We start from the raw sequence: 21,749 nt of genomic DNA on the forward strand, positions 1-21,749 counted from the left end.
TGATCTGCGGTGGCTCCCCTCCGTTCAGCCTGGCCAACGACCTGCTAGTCCGCCAGAGCGGTCGGCCCGTGACCTGGCGCCTGCCGTTGCACTGCCTAGTGGCAAGGCGATCTGTACCCGAGCACCGGAACGTAGGTCCCCCAGTTCTCGCGGTTCAGGGCGTCGCCGCTGCTCGCGCAGACGTTGCCGATCGCGGCCTCGACATCCAGGTCCCAGAGGGTGGCCACGCCGTCGTCGGTGGTGGCGGCGAGGGTGTGGCCATCCGGACTGAACGCCAGCACAGACACAGGTCCGGTGGCGACGGTCAGCGGGTCGCCGATCTCCCTCGGGTGGTCCGGGTCGGCGACGTTCCAAAGGCCGATGCTGCCCACGTTGGTGTGGCCCGCCGCGGCCAGGGTCCTGCCGTCGGGGCTGAAGGCGATCGCCCAGAGGCTGTCGCCGGGGATGGTCCAGGCCGGGCCCCTGGGCCTGAGGTGATTGAGATCGGTGCTGTCCCACAGGGTGATCCGGCCGTTGCTGTCCCCCGTAGCCAGGGTCTTGCCGTCCGGGCTGAAGGCGACCCAGGCGGCGGAGTCACCAGGCTGTTTCACCGGTTCGCCGATCCGGACGGGCGCGTACTGGCTGGTCGTGCTCCACACTCCGACTTCGCCGGTGCTCCTGTCCCCACCGGTCGCGAGAGCGTGTCCGTCGGGGCTGAACGCGATGGACTGGACGGACCTGGTGTGGTCCTCCCGGATGAGGCCTCGCTGCTCGGGGTGTGCGGGGTCGCTGACGTCCCAGAGGGCGATGCCGCCGGACACGCGATTGTCTCCGGCCACGGCCAGGGTGTGGCCGTCGCGACTGAAGGCGAGGGAGAAGATCAGTCCGCCTGCCCCGGTGAGCTCTGGTCCGAGCGGAACGGGGTGGTCCGGGTCGGCCACGTTCCACAAGGTGACCGCGCCGCCGCTGTCGCCGCCGGCCAGGGTGCGGCCGTCGGGGCTGAACGCCACCGCGTCGACCGGTTGAGTGGGCCCGGTCAGCGGGGCACCCCTCGGGGCGGGGTGGTTGGGGTTACTGGTGTTCCACAGGCTGACCGTGTCGTTCTGGTTCCCGGCCGCCAGCGTGCGGCCGTCCGGGCTGAACGCCACTGATGCGACATTTCCTCCGCCGCCTGCCAGTTGAGTCGGCGGCAGGTTCCAGAGGTCCACGTGGCCGTCGGTGTCGCCCGCCGCCAGGGTGTGGCTGTCCGGGCTGAAGGCCACCGCGGCGACCACGTTGCCGTGGCCGTTCAGCGCTCGACCCAGCGGGCTGATCACTCGCACGTCGGTGACGTTCCAGAGGTCGACGGTGTCATCGGCACTGCCGGCGGCCAGCGTGTGGCCGTCCGGGCTGAACGCGACCGACTGCACCGGGTCGGCGGGTCCTTTCAAGGGTTTCCCGATCGGGGCCGGGTGGTCCAGGTCGGTGAGGTTCCACAGGTGGACGTCGCTGTCGTTGGCCCCCGCGGCGAGTGTGTGGCCGTCGGGGCTGAACGCCACCGATGCGGGGCCGCTGCCGACATCGAGCGGCTGGCCTCGGCTCGTCAGGTGGCTCGGGTCGGTCGCGTTCCACAAACCGATGACGCCTTTGCCGGTGTCGCCACCGGTGCCGTCTTCGCAGGCGGCCGCGACGGTGCGGCTGTCGGGGCTGAATGCCAGTGAATGGAGGTAGAGCAGGTCCGGGCAGGAGTCGAACGCCGCTCCGTCCGCGGTGGCGCTGGCGGGCCGGGTGACGTCCCACACGCTCACGAGCCCGGTGGTGCGTCCGGCGGCCAGAGTGCGGCCGTCCGGACTGAACGCCAGCGATGCGACGGGGCTGATGAAGTCGACGTCATCCGCGCCTACTCCCGTCAGCCTGCTCAGCAGGACCGGGTGGCTGGGGCTGGTCAGGCTCCAGAGGTCGACGAAGCCGCCGCCGCCGTTGTCGCCGATGTGGTCGGACTTGCCGCCGACGGCGAGCGTCCGCCCGTCCGGGCTGAACGCGAGGGAGTCGATCGTGTTGACGGCCGCGTCCTCGGGCAGCGCCCTGCCCAGTGGGACCGGGTGGCCGGGATCGGAGACGTCCCAGAGTCGGACGGTGTTCTGCTGGACGTATCCGGCGGCCAGGGTGTGCCCGTCGGGGCTGTAGGCCACGGCGCCGACCGAGCCGGCGGGGCCCGCCAGGCGAATGGCCATGGGTATGTTCTCGGTGGTGATCAGCCGGGACGCGGCCTGCGGGTCGGGGTTCAACCGGTAAGCGGTCAAGGCGAGTTGGGCGGAGAGCGAGGGGTCGGTGGGCGCCTGCTGCAGGGAGGCCGAGGAGACGGCGGCGACGATGGCCTTGTTGCGGTCCCTGACGGAATTGGCGTTCTTCCACAACGCGAACGCCGCGGCTGCGGAGGCGGTAACGGCCAGGGCCGTGATGACCGCGACCGCGCCTCGCCGCAGCCGCAGCCCACGTCGCTGATGGCGCCGGGCGGTGGCCAGGAACTCGCCGGCCGCGGCACTGAGGTCCGGTGCGTGCCGCTCCGCCCAGGCCTGGGCGGTCTCCAGGCGGTTGCCGCGGTACAACCCGCCCGACTCCCGGCCGGACTGGGCCCAGGCGGCGGCGGCCTCCTCCAGGTCCTGCCGGACCAAGTTGCCGTCCCGGTCCTGCTCGATCCATTCCCGCAGCTTCGGCCAGGCCCGGATCAGTACCTCGTGAGTGATCGTCACCGCGTCCTGATCGCGGGTCAGGAGTCGGCCGCGGGTGAACTCGTCCACGACCGTCCTGGCGGACTCCGGATCCGGCGCATGTCCGAGCAGATCGTCGTAGCGGACCCGGCGGCGGGTGTCGTCCGCGTCGCGCCCCACGGTCACGAGCCGCAGGAACACCCACCGTGCCATCTCGCGGCCCGGCCAGGGCAGCGTGTTGAACAGCCGATCCGCGGAATTGGCGAGCGCCCGCTGGATCCCGCCGGTGACCCGGTATCCGTCCACGGTCAGCCGGTGGCCGCTGCGTTGCTGCCAGGTTCCCCGCAACGCGTGTGCCAGCAGCGGCAGCCTTCCTCCGAAGCCCGCACCCGCCGGGGCCCCGACCGTCCCGAGGTCGGCCAGCAGCAGCTCGACCAGACCGTCCTCGACCTCCAGCCCCACATCCTCGGCAGGAAGGCGGATCGCATCCTTGAGGTCCTGCTCGCTCATCGGGCCGAGCACCACGGCGCCGGCCTGCAGTGCCGTGCGCAGCTCCGGGTAGGGCGTGCACGCGGCATAGAAGTCCGCCCGCAGGCTCAGCACGACGGCTGCGCCGCCCGTGGCCAACCGGTCGAGCACCTCGACGAGCCACTGCCGCTCGGCCTCGTCACCGCAAGCCGTGAAGAGCTCCTCGAACTGGTCGACCACCACGACCAGGCCAGGTGCGTCACCCTCCCCGGCGCCGGTCAGTGTGCGGAGGTCCGCGACGCACTGCGGGACATCAGTGCGCCAGGACTCGGCCCGGGTCCGGGCCTCCTCGGATTCGAGCCCGGCAGCGGCGGCCAGCGCCTCGGCCGGGGACGCCGTCGGAGTCAGCGTCAGCTGCGGCCACCCGCTCGATCCCTTCACCGGTAGCCGACCGTCGCGCACGGCCGGCAGCATCCCGGCGGCGAGGAGCGAGGACTTACCCGCCCCGGACGGGCCGATCAGCACCAGCGGCCCGCGCTCGCGCAGCCGAGCGTCCATCCGCTCGATGACCGTGTGGATCATCGTGTCGCGACCGTAGAACCAGTCCCGGTACTCCGCCGAGAACGGCATCAACCCCGGGTACGGGCACCGCATGTCGCGGGACGCCTGGCCGGGCTTCGTCCGGTTCGGCCCCTCGGGCTTGCGGATGATGGTGATGCCCCCGACCGCCTGGTAGACGCTGCCACCGCCGGTCGCCGTGCCCTCCAGCTTGATCGGCTGCCAGGGGGGAGGCCCGCTCGGTGCCGCGCCCTCGTCCGCCTCGGTCACGCTGTCCCGCCCTCGGTGATGTGCATGTCCCGACCTGCCTGGTAGGCGCTTCCACCGTCGGAGACGTGCGCCGTCAATGTCGTCGAGCCCATCGGTTGCTGCCCCGTCAGTCCGGTCCCGGCGGACGCGTCGAGGAGCAGCGCACGGAGCTCCTCGGCGATCTCCGGTCGCGCGGCGAGGAGCCTGGCGAGACGCGCCTGCCACTCGGCGACCAGCAGCCGCTCGATCTCGCTGTCGCCGCCGGACTGCATCAACTCGCTGCGGGCCTCGGCGAGGTCGGCTTCCAAGCGCTCGGGATGCGCGTGCCGCCACAACGCCAGGACCGACGCCTTGACCGCGGCCCATCCGTCCGTCGCCAGAAGGTCGATCAGACGGCTCGCGGCGGCCGATGCGAGGCCCCCGGCCAGTTCTGAGCCTGTCGACATGTGTCCCCTCCTCAAGTCCGCTACTGGCCGTGGGCCGAGATCGCGGTCAACGTCAGGTTCGAGGCGATGAACACGCGATCGCCGCCGACCGTCCACTTGAACCCGGTGTCCGGCTGCCCGGGGTCCCTGTACTTCCATCGGGCCTTGCCGGTGGCCGCGTCGATGGCCCAAAGGGTCTGCGCCGCGTCGGTGACGAACACGGTGTCAGCCGAGCAGCGCGCACTCCGGCCGACCGCCCCGAGGCCGGCCTCGAACAGGTTGCCTCCGCCCATGGCGCCGGCCCCGGTGACCGTGGCCACCCACTTGACTGTCCCGTCAGCGGAGTTGAGGGACGCCAGGTCACGGCCGACCGGCACGTAGACCGTCTGGCCGTCCGGGCTCGCGAAGAGGTCGCCGAGCTCGACCTGGTCCCCGTTCTTCGCGTCGAACTCCTGACGCCACTTCTCCTGACCGGTTGCCGCGTCGACTGCGATGACCACGCTGCCGGAGCCGCCGACGAAGCAGAACAGCCCGGCGGCGAAGCACGTCATCGGCCAGCCCGTGGTGAAGTAGTACCCGCCAAAGGAGGGAAGCTTCCAGCCGCGGGCACCCTGATTCCCGGAGTCGATCATCTCGACCTGGCCAGCCTTCCCGCCTGGGGTGCTCGACGCCGCGAGGAGGGCGGAGCCGGACTGCGGGACCAGCACGTTGTTGATGTCCGTGCCCTCGACGGTCCACAGCCCGTTGCCGGTGGCGGCGTCGAACGCCCGGATGTATCCCGTCGTCGTATCCAGGTTCACGGAGGCCGAGTTGACCACGCTGCCGCAGACGAACACGGTAGTCCCGTTGACCGCCACGTACCGTGCGGCTCGGAAGTCCCCGTTGGAGTTGGTCCCGGCCATCCGGGTCGCCCACTTCACGCTCCCGGTGGTGCCGTCGACCGCGGCGATCATGTTGGGCGAGTCCGGCACGTCGCAGAGGTAGTAGAAGACGCCGCCCGCGTACGTGGTCCGCGACGTCATGTCGTCCCCCCCGAACCCGCTGGTGGTGTTCAGCGCGGGGAGCATCGGCTTGCCCGTCGAGGCGTCCACGAAAGCCGTCGTCTTGTCCGTCATGACCATGACCACCTTGTCCGACGCCTCGATGCAGGTCGGGGCGCTTTGCCCGTTGACCTGCCACTCCTTGGTCGCGTCGGGCGCGTCCAAGGTGATCTGGGTCGGACCGCCCGTCGAGGACGCCGACGCCGACGCCGTCGCAGACGAGGACGGCGACGGCGGCGCGGGCTTGAGGGAGGGCGTCGGCGACGAGCCGTTGGAGGAGAGGACCGCGGCCGCGGTCCCGCCTCCGATCATGAGCACGCCGCCGACCAACCCGAGCAGCAGCTTCCGGCGGCTGACCGACGGGGCGGCCGCGTCGAGTGCCGCGATCTCGGCGCTCAGCGCCGGCGGCAGCCAACCCTCGGCGGGCGCGGGCAGGCCCTGCCGGTCGAGGTAGTCGACGAGCTGTTGGGCGGTGGGCCGGGTCGAGGGGTCGGGGTAGAAGCAGCCGCCGATCACCTCACGCAGCGACGGCGGCAGCCCGCCCATCACCGTTTCGAGCTCCGCGATCCGGAGTTGTGCGTCCTCGGACAGACTGTCCCACCACCACTCGCCTCCCGACGCCGTGAACAGCATCGTCGCGCCCAGGTCGAGGAGGTCGCCCATCGGCGATCCGTCGGCATCGACGGACCCAGTGGGGTCGAAGGCCGCGAGGTAAGGCCCGTCCCCCGCGAGCAGCACGGAGTCCGGTCGCACGCCGCCATGGACCAGCCGTGCGGCGTGGATCCGGGAGAGCGCCCTGCCCAGGCCGAGCGCGATTCCCCTCAGCGTCGACTCCGGCAGCCTGCCGAAACGTTCCACCGCCTGCCGGAGCGGCAGTCCGCGAACGACCGCGGTCGCCGTCCAGGGAGACGGTGCTTCGGGGTCGGCGTCCACGACCGGCATCACGAACGGCCCGGGCACTGCCCGGGCCGCCGCCACGCCGGCTCGGAACCGCTCCCGGAACCCCGGCGCCGCGGCCACCTCCGGCCGCACCACTGTCACCTCGAGGCTCCGCCCGTCGGCCGAGCGCGCCGCGAAGACCTCACCCGCACTGAACGTACGTATCTTTCCTGCCAGTTGGTACGGACCGACCTGACGGGGATCATCCGCTTCGAGCGTCTCCACGGCGCTACTCCTGAGTCAACGTGATCGTCTGATCGCGGGCCGCCTGGTAGACGCTGCCGCCACCGGAGACGTGCGCCGTCATGCTCACCGGCGGTTGAGCAGCGGGCTCCGCGGCCGCCGTCGGCGGCACCTCGCCGTGCCCGAGTGATGGCAGCAGGGTCGCCACGGCGTCACACAGGCTGCCGAGCTCGTCGTCCAGGTGGGTCTCCGGAACGCGAATGAACTGGAGCCGCCCCAGATCGGCGATCTCCCGGGGCAGGGCCGCAGCCTCGGGCAGCATCGTCCCGTCGCCCAGGAGCAGCGGAACGACGCGGTTCCCTGCTCCCATTGCGGTCGCGATCTCCCGCCGGACCCAGTCGTCGTCCCGGTCGAGCAGCCGCTTCCCGTGCCCGTCCCGGAGGTCGAGCCAGGCCGGCCCTATGAGCACGAGCATCAGCTCGCACTCGGCGGCCTGCCGGTCCAGGATCCGGGCGAAGTCGGCCCCTGGCGGGATCGACTCACCCGACTTGAAGACCTCGCCGGCCCCGAACCGGTCGGCCAGGGCCTGGTAGACACGGTCCCGCATCCACCGGGAGTCCAGCTTGCGGAAGCTGAGGAAGACATGCGGCACGGTCGGCCCCTCTCCAGTGCACCTCGACGACCAGATCCGCACGTACGGTACCGACAGGGCAGTGCTCTTGACGCGTTTTCAGATCAAACTGAATAGCATCCGATTGCGCAACGCCCACGGGTCTTCCTACCCTCGTCCGTATGGGCGACTTCGGTGTCGAGCTGGCGCGGCTCCGTGCACGGCGCGGGTTGACGGTGCGCCAGCTCGCGCGGCGCGCGGGCGTCTCCGAAGGGCAGATCAGCAACCTCGAGAGCGGGCGCCGCAACCCGACGTCCTCCGTGGCAGCCGCCTGCGATGCGGCGCTCGGCGCCGACGGCGGGCTGATCAGGCTCACCGAGACCGCGCGCCGCGGTACGGCGGACCGGAGCCTGGTCGAGGTCGAGGTGGAGCCGCTCGTCGTCGGATATGGGCGGATCCTGGAGCAGCTCAGGGACATCGGCAGGTCCACCGGCCCCCGATTCGTGGACGCCGCGCTGCGGTCCACCACGCGGGTCCTGACCGAGGCCGCTCCTCGGGCCGAGGCGCGCAGCCGCCAGGAAGTCTGGCTGCTGGCCTCGCGGTTCGCCGAATACACCGGCTGGATGGCACAGGAGGCCGGGAACCCCGCCGAGGCCCTGCGCTGGACCGATCTCGCGGTCCGTTGGGGCGCCAACGGCGGGGACGAGACGATCGCCGCCTACGCCCTGGTCCGAAAGGCCTCGATCGCCGAGCACCGCGGCGACCCCACCGCGGTCCTCCTGGCCGGTCGAGCAGCGGTCCATCCCGCGGCCACACCACTGATCCGTGCCCACGCCGCCCGCCGCGAAGCCCAGGGACACGCCTACCTCGGCGACTTCGGCGCCTGCCGGGACGCACTGCAGCGCTCACGCGACTACGCCCGCGAGGCCGACCGGCCCGGAGTCCGCTGGGGTCCGCGCATCGAGAACGGAAGCCCGCTCCTCATCGAGGCCTCCTGCCTGATCGGCCTCCGCCAGTTCGAACAGGCCGCCGATCTCTTCGCCGGCGAACTCCGGCACCGGCCCGAGCTCCCCCCGGACACCAACTCCCGCACCCGCTTCGAGATCCGCCAGGCCAGCGCCCTGGCCGGCATCGACCGGCTCGATCGGGCCTGCCACCTCGTCGAAGCACTGCTGCCCACGATCCGGACCCTGGACTCCGCCACCATCCGGACCGACCTCGGCCGATTCGCCGACCACACCCGTGGACGCGCGGCCACGCCGGGCCAGCGGAGCCTGATCGAAACCGCGGCGGCGCTCGCCCACGGCCGAGGATAGTCCGGCACAGACGGCTCAGCGGTGGCCGACAGGCGGGGTTACGGGGCACGGGTCAGCAACCCCGAGCGGGGCATGGCCCGGCGGGCGGCAGCACGCCTGAACTGCGCGTCGACCACATGACAGGACACGTCGAATTGTTGCAACACATGCGACCCGTTACGCCCGTTCACGGCCCCTGAAATACCCGTCGAATTCGTCACCGGGTGATGTCTAGGCTGGTGACATGGCCCACGCGAAGACCTCGTACATCTGCCTGCCCTGCCGGGCCTCGTACAAGCAGCCCTACGACAGGGAACGGCAGCGGATCTGCCCGCGCTGCTCGGAGCCGCTGACCCACGTGGGCTCGGCTTTCGCCGCGCCCCGGCGACGGGACACCGCGGCCTGGCGGACTCTCTCGGTCCTGGTGAACGCAGGCGTGGGTTTCCACAAGGGCTGCTGTGGCGGCCCTGGGTACCGGCCCCGCTCGCTTCGCGAGGTGCGGGAGCGGATGACGTATGCGAGGCGTACTGGCGAGCCTGTGGCCAAGGCCCTCGTGCGGCGGGTGACCTGATGGGGAGCCACAGCCTGACGCGCCTCGTTGCGCCGCCGGCCACACCCATGGATGCCAGCGGGGACTGGACCGTCCCCGAGAGCGCGCTCGGTGTGCGGCTGCCCGAGGACTACAAGTGGCTGGTCCATACCTACGGGTGGGGGGAGTTCTGCGACTTCCTCTACCTGCGGACACCGTTCGGCGCCAGTCAGTACAACGGCGTCGAATGGCAGAGCGGACGACCGTCGGGGGCGCCCGAGAGGGACCGCGAACGGTACCCGTACCCGCTGCACCCGTCTCCGGGTGGGCTGTTGGTCTGGGGAACCACCATGGACGCCGACCGGCTGTGCTGGCTCACCGTCGGAGACCCACGGGACTGGCCTGTTGTGGTCTGGAGCCGGGACGGTCAGTACGAGACCTTCGCCATGGGCGTGACCACGTTCCTCGAAGGCTGGGCCGGCGGACACGTCACCTCCCGGCTGCTCGCGGACATGGAACCGGACCTTGCACCGTGGTTCAACGCCTTCCGGCCCCGTGTCCACCGGTGCCTGCGCTTGACCGAAGGCCACCTGGCTCATCCCGAGCGCCTGCGCGTGCTCCGGGATGCCCTGACCCCTACGACGGACCGCGGCTCGTGGCGGACGGAGAACGGCGAGAGCGGGCAGGACCATTTCGCGACCGTCGACACCGACTGGTTGCTCACCTACGACATGTCCCGCCCTCACCAGATCCGTATCAGCTTCCCGCCCGAGGACAGCGAACGGGTCCGACAGCGCCTCTTCGATGCCGTACGGCTCATGGGCTGTGAGGTTCTCCGGATGACGACGGCAGTCGGTGTCTCCCTGCAGAGTTGGGACGATGCCACGGAGGAGGAGGGTTAGGAGCAGCTCTTCGCCATCGAGGACCGCTCGGACCCAGAAGGAAGTCATCCTCTACGCCAGCTCCGAGCAGAATGAGCGCACCGGCGCCGTCATGGCGACCGGGGGGCCTGACGCGGCCGGCCGGAACATGAAGGAGACGGCCTGGGCACCCCCGCCCAGGCCCTTCCCCTTCGTTCCTACGGGTAGGGCCAGAGCACTACCACCGGTGAGAGCGGTCCGGCCTACCCGACTCCCGTCCGGGCTGCGACACTGGTGATCATGACTGACCGCCGCAGCCTCTCGCTGCCTGCCTTCTCCGACCCTTCCGCCGACGCGCCCCAGCCGACCCAGCCCGGCGGGCGCCGGCTGCTGCCGGTCGAGCAGACCGACTTCCGCCAGCCGCCCGGCGAGAGCATGGCCGTTCCTGCTCCGGCCCGACGTCCGCTCGCCGCTGGCGGTTTGACCTTCTCCGACCCGGACCGGCAGATCTGAGTGCTACCACCACGGGTAACGCGATTGTCCTGCGGCGGGTGCAAATCCCCGGCCCGCCGACCGCGTCCCGATAGCCTGCGGACAGGCGCCCGTCGGACCCGAGACGCACACTCACGGGCCATCACCGGCGGGCGCCGACCTGCGGCGGTTTCATCAATCGCCCCCCGTCCACTGCACGACCCCCGGCACCGCCACCTGCATCGTGCCCGCGAGCGCCATTTCTGTCATGCTCATGATGACATGTCCGAATCTGGTCAGGCCGATTGGCGACATCCGGAAGGCCTTCCGGCCGTGTCGGCGGGCGGCGAAGCTAGTGATCGCCGCCAGGGAAACAGCCCGAACGGCAGCCGAACGGAGCGTCAACCGCGGGACGCCCGGGCCGGCTCGGCATACCTACGGCGTCAGGTACGGGACCCTGTCCAGCACCCCGCACCCCGCACCCCGCACCCCGCACCCGGGCCCTTGGGGCATTGGCCCGTGGGGATACCCGGAAGGTTGACGTCGTCGAAGTGATCGTCGGCCGCCGGAAGCCCAACGGCTGCGGGCCGGTGAGGAACCTCCCGCACCGGCCCGCAGCCGTTCGGCTCCCCAGACCGTGGGACGCCTGCCCGCGTCCCAGCCCGAGTCGGCTCCGCCCCAAGAGGAGCGGCGGCGTGCAGGCCTGCGGGGGGTTCCGCGGGTGTGGACGGCGACCAGGATCGGGGGATCAGCGTGGCACGGTCGGCGGCGAACTTTGGTGATCGTGTCGGTCGGAATGCTCTCAACCCGTGGGGGAGACCACGGCCTTGACGCGGGCCTCCTGGGCGGCCCGGGCGGCGATCAGGTTGATGTCGGCCCGGCGTGTCCGCTGCATCGAGGTCAGGCGGCGGACCACGAGAATCGCGGCGATCGCCGCCACGAGCCGCAGGGCCGCCCCGCCGGCCTCCACCCAGACGCCGGTCCGCAGGTTTTCGAGGTCGATGGAATCCATCTGGCCGACGTGGCGGGTCATCGTGGCGGCGACCCGACCGAGGACGAGGGAGCCGACGAAGGTCGACCACCACACGGCAAGGACTGCCTCCGACGGCGGGCGGCGCCTTCCTTCGGGGTCCAGCGGCGCACTGGCCCGCCAGCAGTCCGCCATCAGCTGCCAGGGGATCCAGAGCTGGGCAATCGGGGTGAACCAGGCGCCGATGGTCCAGCCGCGTCCCATGCGGTGCCCGTTGGGTGCGAGCAGGTCGGCGTTCTTGCGGGTGCGGTGGAACCAGATGATGAAGACCACCACGGTCGCCAGCGCTACCGGCGGGAGCACCCCGTTGAGGGCGTTCGCCACCGCTTTCAGGGGCGCGAAGTCCTCGGCCCCGACGTCATCGGCCCCGTCCAGCAGCCGGCCTGTGAGCACGTTCGACCAGACGTCAACCGTGACCAGCACCGCCGCCATCGCGGCGTTCAGTCCGAGCAGGACGGACACCGCCGTGGCGAGGCCGTTCGCCGGGTTCAGCGCGGCGGCCCAGCCGGGGGCCGCCTCCGCGCAGCCGAAGCACCGGCCGCTGTCCGTTCCCGCCGGACGCGTGCCGCACGCCAGACACACCATCGAATCGTCAACTCCTGGAATCGGCGCGCGCTCGACCGAACGCACCGGTAGGCCACTGCCCCTGACCGGGACGGGTACGTCGACCCTAGGGGATGCGTGGCACCGGCTGCCAGCGAGTTTTCGCAGGTCAGGGGCGGTATCGGCAGATACCCGACACATCCCCCGCCCACGATCGCAAGTCCCCGCCCCGCCGTGGACCGTGAAGCCGGACGTCGCGCCGCAGCCTTCCGGTTCAGTGACCGGCGCTCCTGATCGGCCGGGACACCACAGCCCTCCGGGACGGTGATGCGAACGGCTCTCGAACCCCCGGTGACGGCCGTTTGTCGGTCTCGGCCCGTGGCAGCGCGGCGTCGCTTCCGCCCGCAATGCGGACACCTTCTGTAGACGAGTAGTTCCGGTCTGGGGCGGTCGTGCTCGTAGGCGCTGACCGGGTGACCCGGTGACGGGCTGGCCGGTGGTGCAGTTGTGCCAGATCGCCCAGGTCAGCGCGAGGATCCGCTGGCTGACCCGGACGGCGGTGCCTTCGATGGTGCGTCCTCGGTGCTGTTCGAGTCCGAGTTGGCCCTTGAGGGTGTCGCTGACGGACTCGATCAGCTCTTCTGGAGGGAAGGGCCGAGCAGAGTCGATGCCACAACGCGCTCCGAACGGGACCGGCGGCGCTGAGCTCAGTGAACGCAGAACTCGTTGCCCTCCGGATCCTGCATCACGACGAAGCAGGAGCCCGATTCCTCCGACTCCTCGACGCGCAGCCGGGAGGCACCAGCGCTCTCCAGTCGCGCCACCTTGGCAAGGACGCGCTCCTTACGGGTCGCGAACGGGACTCCGCGCCCACCGCTCACGCCGAGGTCGAGGTGGAGCCGGTTCTTGGTGGCCTTGGGCTCGGGCACCTGCTGGAACCAGATCCGCGGTCCTACGCCCTGCGGATCGACGACGGAGTCACTGCAGTCACCCGTGCCCAGTTCCTCCTCTGACAAGCCCTGGTCCAACCAGTACCCACGCCAACTGGCGAAGGGCGCCGGTGCCGGCTCGACTTCGTAGCCCAGCGCTGCGGCCCAGAACGCCGCGAGTCGCTCCGGCTCGGCACAGTCGATGGTCAGCTGGAGCTTCGGATTGGTGATCACCGGCCAACCGTACCGGCCCCTGCAGGGGGCCCGGGATCAGTGCCTTCCCTGCCTGTCCCTTCCCTCCGGGCGAGCTGTACCCAACCGGCACCGCGGATCCCAGGACATGGGGACGACACCATCACCAACCCGGCGAACCAATGCGGTCAGAGCACGATGAGCCGGTCGACCGGACAGTGCACCGGCGGCGGCTCCCCGCGGGTCAGGCCGCCAGCTCCGCGGGAACCGGTTCTTCGGGAACCGGCTCTTCGGGAACCGGTGTACCGGGCGGACCGTGGGGTGTCAGCGGCCGAGCAGCTCTCGGCAGTGCGCGAGCAGCGTGTCGTCGGGCTCCACGTCGAAGCGGAACGAGACCGAGGTCTGTTCGGCGCCGTCGTGGCCGTGCCGCCGGGGGTGGACCAGCTCGGCGCGTAGTAGGGCGGCGAATCCTTCCGGCACCCGTCCGCCTTCGCGTATCAGCGCCTCGGCGATCAGCGGCCGGGTGGCCCGTTCCCGGTTCCACAGCTCGATCAGCAGCCGGTCGTCCGCAGGGGTGACCGGCGTGGCCGCCCTGGCGGCGAGGAGTAGCCGGAGCAGCAGCGGATCGGGGTCGGACGCCTGGACTGCCCGGTCGAGGGCCGCGCGCACCTGCCCGCCGAGCGGCGCGGCGGCCGGGCCCATCTCGGCGAGCAGTCCGAGCGCGTCGTGCCTGTGCCACCAGGGGACCTCGTCCGCGAGGCCCTTGGCCAGCACGGGCAGCAACTCGGCCGGGTCATGGCCGCCGTGGAAGAGCGCCCGGGCGGCGAGCAGCCGGGTCCGCTCCTCGGGGTCGGCCAGCAGCTCGCGCAGCACCGGCACGGCCGTCCCGGGCTCGGGGCCCAGCCCGTCCGGCCGGTCGAGGGCGACCCGCAGATCGGGGTGCAGCGCTCCGTCGCCGTGTTCGCGGGCCTGCTCGAGCAGTGCGGTGAGCAGGGCGGCGAGCATCTCGTTCGCCTCGGGGCGGCCGGTGGCGGCCATCGCGCCCATCAGGCGGCCGAGTTCGCGCAGGCCCTCGTGGTGCACCCGGCCGGTCTCCTCGATGCTGTCCACCAGCTCCACGGTGGCCCGGGTCCGGCTGATCAGCGCCAGCATCAGCTGAGCGGAGTGCGCGCGCGAGCGTAGCCGCTCGCACAGCAGCGGCAGGTCCTCCGGCACCGCCCGCCCGGGGAGCAGCGGCGCCAGGGCTTCGGCGGCGCGCCCGTCGCCCCTGCGGGCGAGGAGTTGGATGCACTCGCCGGGCAGGTTGCGCTCCCAGCCCCACCCTGTGGTGTAGCGACCGTCGGCACAGCGCCCGGCGATCGCGTCCAGCAGTTCGGGGCCGCACGGCAGCCGTGCCTGGCGCAGCGTGCGGACGGCGAGGGCGGCGAGCCGCTCGTCGGGGTCGTCCAGCAGCGCGCCCAGCAGTTCGGCGGTGGCCGCGGCGCGTTCCGGCGAGGTCCGCCAGCCGGTGTGCAGGGTGGCGGCCCGCTCCACGGCCGCGTACGGGCCGTTCGGTTCGCCGTGCCGCAGGCCGTGCAGCACCAGCTCGTGGCGGATCTCCACCCGGTCGCCGAGTGAGGCGTGCAGCAGGTCGAGGGCGTCGGCGGTGCGCTCGTCGGCGCCCTCGGCGAAGCTTTCGGCCCGCAGGTCGCGCAGGTGGGAGAGCAGGGTGCTGGGGGTGGCGGCGGGCTGGGGCGCGGGCGCGGGCGTGGTCGGCCGGTGGTGGGCGCGGTCCAGGGCGGACAGGGCTCGCTCGGCGGTGTCGGCGGGCAGCAGTTCGGGCAGCTGCCGGGCCAGTGCGGCGAGCGCGGTGAGCTCGGTGCCCGGGTCGGCGCCGGGCTCGGCGAGCACCAGCAGGGCCCGGCCGATCCGGCCGTCCGGCGCCGCGTCGGTTCCGGTCGGCGCCGCGTCGGTTCCGGTCGGCGCCGCGTCGGTTCCGTCCGGCGGCGTGTCGGTCCCGGTCACTGCCGCGTCGGTTCCGGCCGACCGGGCGGCGAGCGTGCCCAGGGCCCCCGCGAGCGCGTGCCGTACGGCCCCGTCCCTCTCCGCGTCGACCCGTCCCAGCAGCACCTGGAGCAGCGCCGCGGGCTGCGGGTGACGGCTCGCCAACAGGTGGGTGGCGGTGGCCCGGACGTCCGGGTCCGGGTCGGTGAGCAGGGCGGTCAGCGGGGGCAGCAGCTCGGCGAGCGCCCGTTGCGCGAGGATGCCGTAGGCGTGGCCGACCTCCTCCCACCAGTCGTCCGCCGCCTTCGCCTGGGCGACCACGGCCAACGGGTCGGGCATCTCCTCGTCGCTCTGCTCGACGGCGGCCTCGGCGCTCTCGCCGATGCTCCAGATCAGTCCGAGCACTCCGCCGCGGTCCTCGACCGCGGGATCGGCCGCGATCGCGCACAGGAACGGCAGGCAGGCCAGTGTGGAGTCGTGGATGTCGCCCTGGTGGTGCACCCCGCCGTGCAGCGCGTCGAGCGCGCACGCGCGCGTCCCGGAGTCGGCCGCGGTCAGGTCGTGCAGCAGTGCGGGCACGTCAGCGGCGCTGCCGTAGGCGTGCCGGAGCGCGGCCCAGTCGATCTCGTCGAGTCCCCGGAGCGGGTCGGGCATTGCTGGTTCCCTCGATGTGGCGCGGCTGACGTCGCGCCAGTAGACCACGCCGGCGGTGGCGGCCGGCCACCGGGTGGTCCGGCCGGACCAGCCCCCCGCACACTCTGGCCTCACTCGGCCTGCCGCCCACGGTCTCCGGGCAGTCCCGGCGGGGGAGCGGTAACGGTCCGCAACTGCGCCGGCCTCACCGACGGACGGCCCCACCACGTCTGGCACCCCCGGTCGTTCGCCGAGGCGCTCGCCGCCCTCGCCGACACCGTCCACCCGGGCCCGCGCCACAGAGACGGGGCCGCCCTCACCCGCCTGGAGCGCACCGCCACGCGGCTGAACCGGGGTGGACCGGCCACCACCGCCGAACTCCTGCGCGCCGCGCCTCCCACCCACGCGGCGACCACGGCGGGGCAGATACTTCCACGAAGCTCACCCGACAAATGCGGTGCGGAAATTGTCTGGCGACCGGGGCCGGTGCCGCCGCACGATGGGGGCATGGATGACACGACCTTGGTTTCCCGCTTCCTCCGCGACGGCTTCGTGAAGTTGGAGGGCGCCGTCGCGCCGCGCGTGGCCGCGGACTGCGAGCGGCTGCTGTGGCGGGAGACGGGCTGCGCCCCGGACGACCCGTCGACGTGGACGCAGCCCGTGCACTGGGTGGGCGGCATGGCACAGGGACCGTTCGCCGCCGCACCCAACTCCCCGTCCCTGCACCGCGCGTACGACCTGCTCGTCGGTGCGGGGCGCTGGGAGCCGCGCTACTCGCTGGGCACGTTCCCGCTGCGCTTCCCGCACGAGGAGGAGCCGGACGACGCGGGCTGGCACATCGAGGGGAGCTACCTGCCGGAGGGTGAGAGCTGGTACTTCACGAACCTGCGCTCCCGGGACCGGGCGCTGCTGATGTTGTTCCTGTTCAGCGAGGTCGGGGAGGAGGACGCCCCGACCCGGATCCGGGTCGGCTCACACCTCGACGTGCCGAAGGTGCTGGAGAAGTACGGCGAGGACGGGGCGAGCGGGCTGGCCCTCGCACCCGATCTGGTGGCGGCGTCCGACCACCGGCCGACCGCTCTCGCGACCGGTTCGCCGGGTGACGTCTTCCTGTGTCATCCGTTCCTGGTGCACGCGGCGCAGCCGCACCACGGGGTGCGGCCGCGCTTCATGGCCCAGCCGCCGCTGATGCCGGCCGCGCCGTTCGAACTGGAACGGGCCGACCGCGCGTACTCACCCGTGGAGATCGCGATCCGCCGCGGCTTGGGAGAGGACACCGCGGACGGGGCCTCCTGACGGGCCGCCGGCTCCGCCCGGCTTCCGGCCGGTCGCACCGGAGCTGCTGCACTGCTGGTCCACATCTCCTGGGGCGGCGCCAAGTCCAACCGTCTCTTCATCACCGCGGAGAGCACCGGGAAGGCCAGCACCAGCATCGCCGTGGCCGGTCTCGGCGGGGGGCCGATCGTGTGAGGTCCGCACGGTCGGCACCTGTGGCTCGTTGATCGGTCATGGCTGACGAGAGGGACAACGGCCGGGACCGGGCGCCGGTGGTGTGGGCGCTGGCGGTGCACGAGTCCGTGCAGGGGCCTCCGTTCGCGGAGTTGATCGTGGAGGTCGGTGAGGACCTCCACGCCGCGTTGGTGGAGGCTGCCGTCGACAGCGGGTTCGTGCTCGCTGCGGGCGAGCCGCCGGGGACGAGCGCGGCTGTCGGGGTCGGAGGTGGCCGCGTGGAGCGGTTGGAGCTGGTCGGGGGTCGCGATGTGTGGGAGCCGGGCTCGCGGGTCGAGGCGTCGCCCGGCTGGCTGGCGGCAGCGGAGGACCGGGGCGCCGTGGTGGTGGTCATCGTGCCGCCGGGCACCTGGCCGCCGGGCCTGATCGAACTTGAGCCTGCGGAGCGTCTCGACGTGTTCACCCGGAGGCTCGAGCAGGAGGTTGCGGCGGGAAGGGTGCTGCACGGGAAGGCGTCGGTGCAGGTCACCCCGTCGGCGGCCGGGACCCGGTGACGAGGAGGGCAGGCTGCTGGCGATTGATCAGTAGAACAAACTATCGAACAATGGCGTGGTGGCAGCCCTGCCCTCGCCCCCCACGGCTCCGGGGGGCGCTCGCGGGAGGATGCCCGGCGCGCCCCGCGAGCTGATGACCGTGCCCGGGATGCACCCGGAGGTCCGGCGCTGGCGCCTGGTGAAGGCTCCGATCGCTGCCGTCTCCGATCCGGCGGCCCCCACGCGCGGCGAACGGCTGGCGGCCACGCCGGAGGAGACCAGCCCGGCCGTACGACACGCAGGCGGACCTCCACGGCCGGCGGCGTCAGCGTCGCGGGCCCGAACGCGGCGGTCATCACGGGCCGGCCCCGGAAGGCCTGGTTCAGGTGAGCCACGTTGATGGGTGTCGTGTGGTGCCACCGGCCGACTGTGCCGGCGAACCCCTTGGCGGGGGCAGCCGCGCGGACTCCGCATCCGCCCGGGCGATTGGCGTGCTGATCACATGTGACGGACGGACAGGGCTCGCTGTCGTGGCGGCCTGGACCATCCAGCAGGCACGGTCTGGTCGTCATGCTCCTCCCAACGCGAAGGCCCGACCAGCGGATACGGAGTAGTAACGGGGGCTCTGCCGCAGCGGGTGCCCCCGGGAAGCCGCACGCCCTCTCGCACAAGCGGCTGTGCAACCGGCTGGGCTGCGGTGTCAGTGCCCCGTGCCACCGTGCAGCCATGACGAACGATCTTGAGGGCCTTGACCGCGTGGACTGGGCATCGATGGGCCACGCCTACGGGCCGGCTGACGAAGTCCCGCGGTGGCTGGAGCAGATGGCCTCGCCCGACTCCGACGTCCGGAATGCGGCGTTCAGCAGCTTCTACGGTGCCGCCCACCACCAGGGCGACGTCTACTCGTGCACGGCGGCGAGCCTGCCGTTCCTGCTCACGCTCGCCGACGATCTCCGCACGCCCGACCGCGCGGCCGTCATCCGCCTCGTGCTCAGCATCGGCAGGGCCGCGCTGGACTGCGACCCCGAGGCCGTCTACTACAGTCCGTCCGGCCACGCGTCGAGGCCCTACGCGGAGGTCGTTCCCCAACTGCGTGAGCGCTTCGAGGACTTCGTCCGGCACGCTGCGGACCCGGACCCGCAAGTGCGGCAGGCCGCTCTCCCGGCCCTGGGACTGTTCCTCGACGACGCCGACCGGGCATTCACCCTGCTGCGCGAGCGCCTGGCAGCCGAAGACGCGACCGTCGAGCGGCTGCTGGTCATCGAGGCGGCCGCGGCACTGGCCCAGCGACTGCCGGCCGCGCTCGGCCCGGTGACGACCTGGCTCACCACCCTGGCGGCCGACCCCGCTCTGGACGCCGACATCCGGCTCGCCGCCCTCGTCCACCAGGCCGCCGGCGCACCGGAGTCGATCGACTCCGACCTCGTCCCGACGGCAACCGGCCTGCTCCAACTGATCACCGCCGAGCCGGAACCGGAGCCCGAGGACCAGGTCCGGACTGCGGACTGCGGACAGTGCGGCTGCGCCGACACCGACACCGACACCGATACCGACGCTGACGCCGAACCGGACCCGGGCCAGCACGTCCCTCCGCAGATCGCCGCCGCCTTCGCCGACCTCGACCGCCACGGCCGCGTCCACACCCCCACCACCGAACTGCTGACCACCCTCCACCAGGTGCTGGACGCGCGCGTGCCGGAACGCACCGCGCTGCTCACCGCCCAGCTCCGCAGCCCCGACGCAGGCACCCGCCACGACGCCATCGCCATGACCTGGGACCTGATCCGCTCCTGGCGCGGCAACCACACCCACCTCGTCCTCCTGCTCGCCGACCACCTGCGCCCCAACGACCCCTACACCGCCGCCGAAGCCGCCGAAACCCTCGGCAAACTCCCCGCCGCCCTCGCCGAACCCGCACGCGAAGCCCTCGCCGCCCTCGTCGCCGCGCACCGCACCACCCACGGCCCGCACGTCTGGGCCGCACGCCACCCGCTGCTGCGCCGGGCCCACCAGCAGGCCGTCACGACGCTGGCCGGCCTCGGCGACGAGCGGGCCCTGCCCAGCCTGCTGACCGCGCTCGACACCGGCGTCGACGACTGGCGCGCCGTGCAGGCCGCCCGCCACCTCCCGCAGGCCGCCGAGGAACTCGCACCCAGGCTGATCCGGCGCCTGGCCCACGCGGACTTCTCCTCGCCCTGGGGATCCGCCACCGCGCTGATCGCCGCCCTCAACCAGCTCGGCGACCCGGCCGCCGTCCCCGCGCTCACCACGGCCCTGGGCACCGCCGTCGAGCAGGGGCACTGGCGCACAGCCGCGGTGGCCCTACGTGCGCTGGGCTCCTTCGGAGGCGCCGCCACATCCGCGCTGGAGACGGTCCGAGTTCTCGCCGACGCCGAGGACCTGGACCTGCGCATCGCGGCGGTGAAGACCCTCTGGGAGATCGAGAGCGATCCGGCCGACGCCGTGCTGCGCCTGACCGCCCTGCTCGACGCCGTCAGCGGCCGCGACACCGCCGACGTCGCCGATGTCCTCGGCCGGATCGGGGCGCCGGCGGCCGCCGCACTGCCCCGTCTACGACGGCTGCTCAAGGCCGGCCCGGTCTGGATCCGCACGCACGCGGCCGCCGCGATCTACGCCATCGGCGGCCCGGCCGAGGCCGGGGCCGTCCTGCCCGTGCTCCTGGAGGGATGGCAGGAGGACGACCCGGCAGACGCTCATGTCCTCGACTGCCTGCGGCGACTGGGACCCGCCGCCGCCCCCGCCCTGCCCCGGGTCCGCGCCGAACTTGCCCTCGCCCGGCGCAGCGGCGGCCTCTTCCAAGGCATCGAGAACGACGAGGCGCTGCAGCGAGCCGGTCGGGCCCTCATCGAGCAGCTGACCGGGACGGACGAGGTGCGCGGCTGATCCTTGCGCCCTGGTTTCGCCTGGCCGGCCGGGCGCATCCGCAGAAGGCCAGGACACGGGGCAGGCGCTGCGTCAGGGTAGTGGTCATGACGAACGACTGGGTGGGTGCCGGCTGAGGTACCCGCTGTTGCCCCGAACACCTGGCCTCCGTCGTCGAACTCAGTGCCCGCCCGCGCAAAACGCTCGGCTCGAATAATGCGGGCTGGTGGACAGACGCGGTACCTGGGTCTGCTGCGCCCGGCCCGTCATCGGCCGGATGGTGGCTGCGGGGCGGGCGAATCCGCTGACTGGTCCGCGCCGATCCGCGGGGCCGCCGGGAATCCGGTCGGGTTGACGCGGGCCTGGTGGGCGAGGAGGTCCGCGAAGGCCACGGTGAGGGGGTCGGGGCGGGTGCGGGTATAGGCGGTGAGGGTGCGGCGGATCGGGGGGTCGGGGCGGAGCAGGACGCCGTCGAAGTGGGGCGGGATGATGTTGGCGGGCGCCAGGGCCGGCCCGAGTCCGGCGGCGGCGAGCAGGGGTGCGGCGGTCGTCTGCTCGGCCCGGATCGCCGTCCGCGGGTGGAAGCCCGCCAGGGCGCAGACGTGGTCGAGCAGCTCGCCGAGGCCGTTGCCGGGGGCGTAGTGCACCCAGGTGCGGTCTGCGAGGTCGGTGAGCGCGACCGTGCCGGTGGGGCTGTCGGCCAGTGGGTCGTCGGCCGGCAGGACGATCGCGAACTCCTCGACGCCCAGTTCGCGGATCGGTCCCTCCCAGGCGGTGGGCGCGGGTCCGACGGCCAGGTCGGCGTGGCCGGCGGCCATGGCGGCCTGGAGCCGGTCCGCGTGCGGGTACTCGCGCAGCCGGATCCGCACGCCGGGGTGGCGGCGGTGCCAGATCCGCAGGACGGGCGGCAGGATGCCCAGGCTGATCGAGTAGGTGGCGGCGACCTCCAGTTCGCCCTCCTCCAGGCCGGCGGTGCGCCGGGCCACCGTGCCCAGGCGGGTGGCTTCGGCGAGCGCGGCGCGGGCGTGCGGCAGTACCGCGCGGCCCATCGGGGTGAGCCGCACCGAGCGCGGCAGGCGTTCGAGCAGCGGGCCGCCGACTGTGTTCTCCAGGGCCCGGATCTGGTGGGACAGCGCGGGCTGGGTGACGTGCAGCTGTTCGGCGGCGCGTGTGAAGGAGCCTGTGTCGACCACGGTGACCAGGTATTCGAGCTGCCGGAGCGTCGGGATTGCCATGAGCAGATTTTATGGCTGCGGTAGAGAACAAGCCTTGGACTCA

The 21,749-nt window shown here is 72.3% G+C and carries 15 protein-coding genes; 7 read left to right on the forward strand and 8 right to left on the reverse strand.

Features of this window, described 5'->3' with window-relative positions; translation table 11 throughout:
- Window positions 1-95 precede the first annotated feature (95 nt).
- The 4 genes from ACZ3YL_RS23865 to ACZ3YL_RS23880 are packed head-to-tail and all read right to left on the reverse strand — an operon-like array spanning window position 96 to window position 7,183.
- On the reverse strand, window positions 96-3,965 hold the full coding sequence (locus ACZ3YL_RS23865) for an NACHT and WD repeat domain-containing protein (RefSeq protein WP_465659682.1): 3,870 nt from the start codon (window positions 3,963-3,965) through the stop codon (window positions 96-98).
- Entirely contained in the window at window positions 3,962-4,390 is a 429-nt protein-coding gene (locus tag ACZ3YL_RS23870; protein WP_188308036.1) for a hypothetical protein, read from the reverse strand. Before ACZ3YL_RS23870 ends, ACZ3YL_RS23865 begins: the two co-directional genes overlap by 4 nt.
- A gap of 20 nt (window positions 4,391-4,410) precedes the next feature.
- Window positions 4,411-6,573, reverse strand: coding sequence for an outer membrane protein assembly factor BamB family protein (locus ACZ3YL_RS23875; RefSeq protein ID WP_465659684.1), 2,163 nt, complete (start codon window positions 6,571-6,573; stop codon window positions 4,411-4,413).
- A gap of 4 nt (window positions 6,574-6,577) precedes the next feature.
- Entirely contained in the window at window positions 6,578-7,183 is a 606-nt protein-coding gene (locus tag ACZ3YL_RS23880; protein WP_188308038.1) for a toll/interleukin-1 receptor domain-containing protein, read from the reverse strand.
- Window positions 7,184-7,323: 140 nt separating this feature from the next.
- On the opposite strand from ACZ3YL_RS23880, the gene ACZ3YL_RS23885 reads away from it, so the two are divergent.
- From ACZ3YL_RS23885 to ACZ3YL_RS23900, 4 genes are all read left to right on the forward strand, one after another.
- Entirely contained in the window at window positions 7,324-8,457 is a 1,134-nt protein-coding gene (locus ACZ3YL_RS23885) for a helix-turn-helix domain-containing protein (protein ID WP_465659687.1), read from the forward strand.
- 223 nt (window positions 8,458-8,680) lie between these two features.
- On the forward strand, window positions 8,681-9,007 hold the full coding sequence (locus tag ACZ3YL_RS23890) for a deoxyxylulose-5-phosphate synthase (protein WP_188308040.1): 327 nt from the start codon (window positions 8,681-8,683) through the stop codon (window positions 9,005-9,007).
- Window positions 9,007-9,867: an SMI1/KNR4 family protein gene (locus ACZ3YL_RS23895; protein WP_465659689.1), complete on the forward strand. Its 861-nt coding sequence runs from the start codon at window positions 9,007-9,009 to the stop codon at window positions 9,865-9,867. The genes ACZ3YL_RS23890 and ACZ3YL_RS23895 overlap by 1 nt, the downstream gene beginning before the upstream one ends.
- A 258-nt stretch (window positions 9,868-10,125) precedes the next feature.
- Window positions 10,126-10,338 (forward strand): hypothetical protein, encoded by a 213-nt coding sequence (locus ACZ3YL_RS23900; protein ID WP_188308042.1) that lies wholly within the window; start codon window positions 10,126-10,128, stop codon window positions 10,336-10,338.
- A 760-nt stretch (window positions 10,339-11,098) separates the two neighbouring features.
- Here the strand turns inward: ACZ3YL_RS23900 and ACZ3YL_RS23905 are convergent.
- The 3 genes from ACZ3YL_RS23905 to ACZ3YL_RS23915 all read right to left on the reverse strand — a co-directional run bounded on the left by ACZ3YL_RS23905 (window position 11,099) and on the right by ACZ3YL_RS23915 (window position 15,627).
- Window positions 11,099-11,911, reverse strand: a complete 813-nt coding sequence (locus tag ACZ3YL_RS23905) for a DUF4328 domain-containing protein (protein WP_465659691.1) — start codon at window positions 11,909-11,911, stop codon at window positions 11,099-11,101.
- A gap of 665 nt (window positions 11,912-12,576) precedes the next feature.
- Entirely contained in the window at window positions 12,577-13,032 is a 456-nt protein-coding gene (locus ACZ3YL_RS23910) for a VOC family protein (protein WP_188308044.1), read from the reverse strand.
- Window positions 13,033-13,314: 282 nt separating this feature from the next.
- The gene (locus ACZ3YL_RS23915; protein WP_465659693.1) at window positions 13,315-15,627 is read right to left on the reverse strand and encodes a HEAT repeat domain-containing protein; all 2,313 of its coding nucleotides are present in this window, start codon (window positions 15,625-15,627) and stop codon (window positions 13,315-13,317) included.
- A 486-nt stretch (window positions 15,628-16,113) separates the two neighbouring features.
- On the opposite strand from ACZ3YL_RS23915, the gene ACZ3YL_RS23920 reads away from it, so the two are divergent.
- From ACZ3YL_RS23920 to ACZ3YL_RS23930, 3 genes are all read left to right on the forward strand, one after another.
- Entirely contained in the window at window positions 16,114-16,902 is a 789-nt protein-coding gene (locus ACZ3YL_RS23920) for a phytanoyl-CoA dioxygenase family protein (RefSeq protein ID WP_465659695.1), read from the forward strand.
- Window positions 16,903-17,114: 212 nt separating this feature from the next.
- Window positions 17,115-17,609, forward strand: a complete 495-nt coding sequence (locus tag ACZ3YL_RS23925; RefSeq protein WP_465659697.1) for a hypothetical protein — start codon at window positions 17,115-17,117, stop codon at window positions 17,607-17,609.
- A 705-nt stretch (window positions 17,610-18,314) separates the two neighbouring features.
- Window positions 18,315-20,492 carry a HEAT repeat domain-containing protein gene (locus ACZ3YL_RS23930; protein WP_465659699.1) on the forward strand — a complete coding sequence of 726 codons (2,178 nt, stop codon included), beginning with the start codon at window positions 18,315-18,317 and terminating at the stop codon, window positions 20,490-20,492.
- Between the two features lie 245 nt (window positions 20,493-20,737).
- Here ACZ3YL_RS23930 and ACZ3YL_RS23935 read toward each other — a convergent pair whose 3' ends face one another.
- Window positions 20,738-21,706: a LysR family transcriptional regulator gene (locus ACZ3YL_RS23935; RefSeq protein WP_465659701.1), complete on the reverse strand. Its 969-nt coding sequence runs from the start codon at window positions 21,704-21,706 to the stop codon at window positions 20,738-20,740.
- Window positions 21,707-21,749: the final 43 nt, after the last annotated feature.

This window comes from Kitasatospora sp. NPDC023176 (genome assembly GCF_055560495.1).

Bases quoted from the DNA above. Each gene is read 5' to 3' on its own strand.
- ACZ3YL_RS23925 (WP_465659697.1), top strand. From the start codon at position 17,115: ATGGCTGACGAGAGGGACAACGGCCGGGACCGGGCGCCGGTGGTGTGG.
- ACZ3YL_RS23935 (WP_465659701.1), bottom strand. From the start codon at position 21,706: ATGGCAATCCCGACGCTCCGGCAGCTCGAATACCTGGTCACCGTGGTC.
- ACZ3YL_RS23900 (WP_188308042.1), top strand. From the start codon at position 10,126: ATGACTGACCGCCGCAGCCTCTCGCTGCCTGCCTTCTCCGACCCTTCC.
- ACZ3YL_RS23885 (WP_465659687.1), top strand. From the start codon at position 7,324: ATGGGCGACTTCGGTGTCGAGCTGGCGCGGCTCCGTGCACGGCGCGGG.
- ACZ3YL_RS23890 (WP_188308040.1), top strand. From the start codon at position 8,681: ATGGCCCACGCGAAGACCTCGTACATCTGCCTGCCCTGCCGGGCCTCG.
- ACZ3YL_RS23905 (WP_465659691.1), bottom strand. From the start codon at position 11,911: ATGGTGTGTCTGGCGTGCGGCACGCGTCCGGCGGGAACGGACAGCGGC.
- ACZ3YL_RS23870 (WP_188308036.1), bottom strand. From the start codon at position 4,390: ATGTCGACAGGCTCAGAACTGGCCGGGGGCCTCGCATCGGCCGCCGCG.
- ACZ3YL_RS23920 (WP_465659695.1), top strand. From the start codon at position 16,114: ATGGATGACACGACCTTGGTTTCCCGCTTCCTCCGCGACGGCTTCGTG.
- ACZ3YL_RS23930 (WP_465659699.1), top strand. From the start codon at position 18,315: ATGACGAACGATCTTGAGGGCCTTGACCGCGTGGACTGGGCATCGATG.
- ACZ3YL_RS23915 (WP_465659693.1), bottom strand. From the start codon at position 15,627: ATGCCCGACCCGCTCCGGGGACTCGACGAGATCGACTGGGCCGCGCTC.
- ACZ3YL_RS23895 (WP_465659689.1), top strand. From the start codon at position 9,007: ATGGGGAGCCACAGCCTGACGCGCCTCGTTGCGCCGCCGGCCACACCC.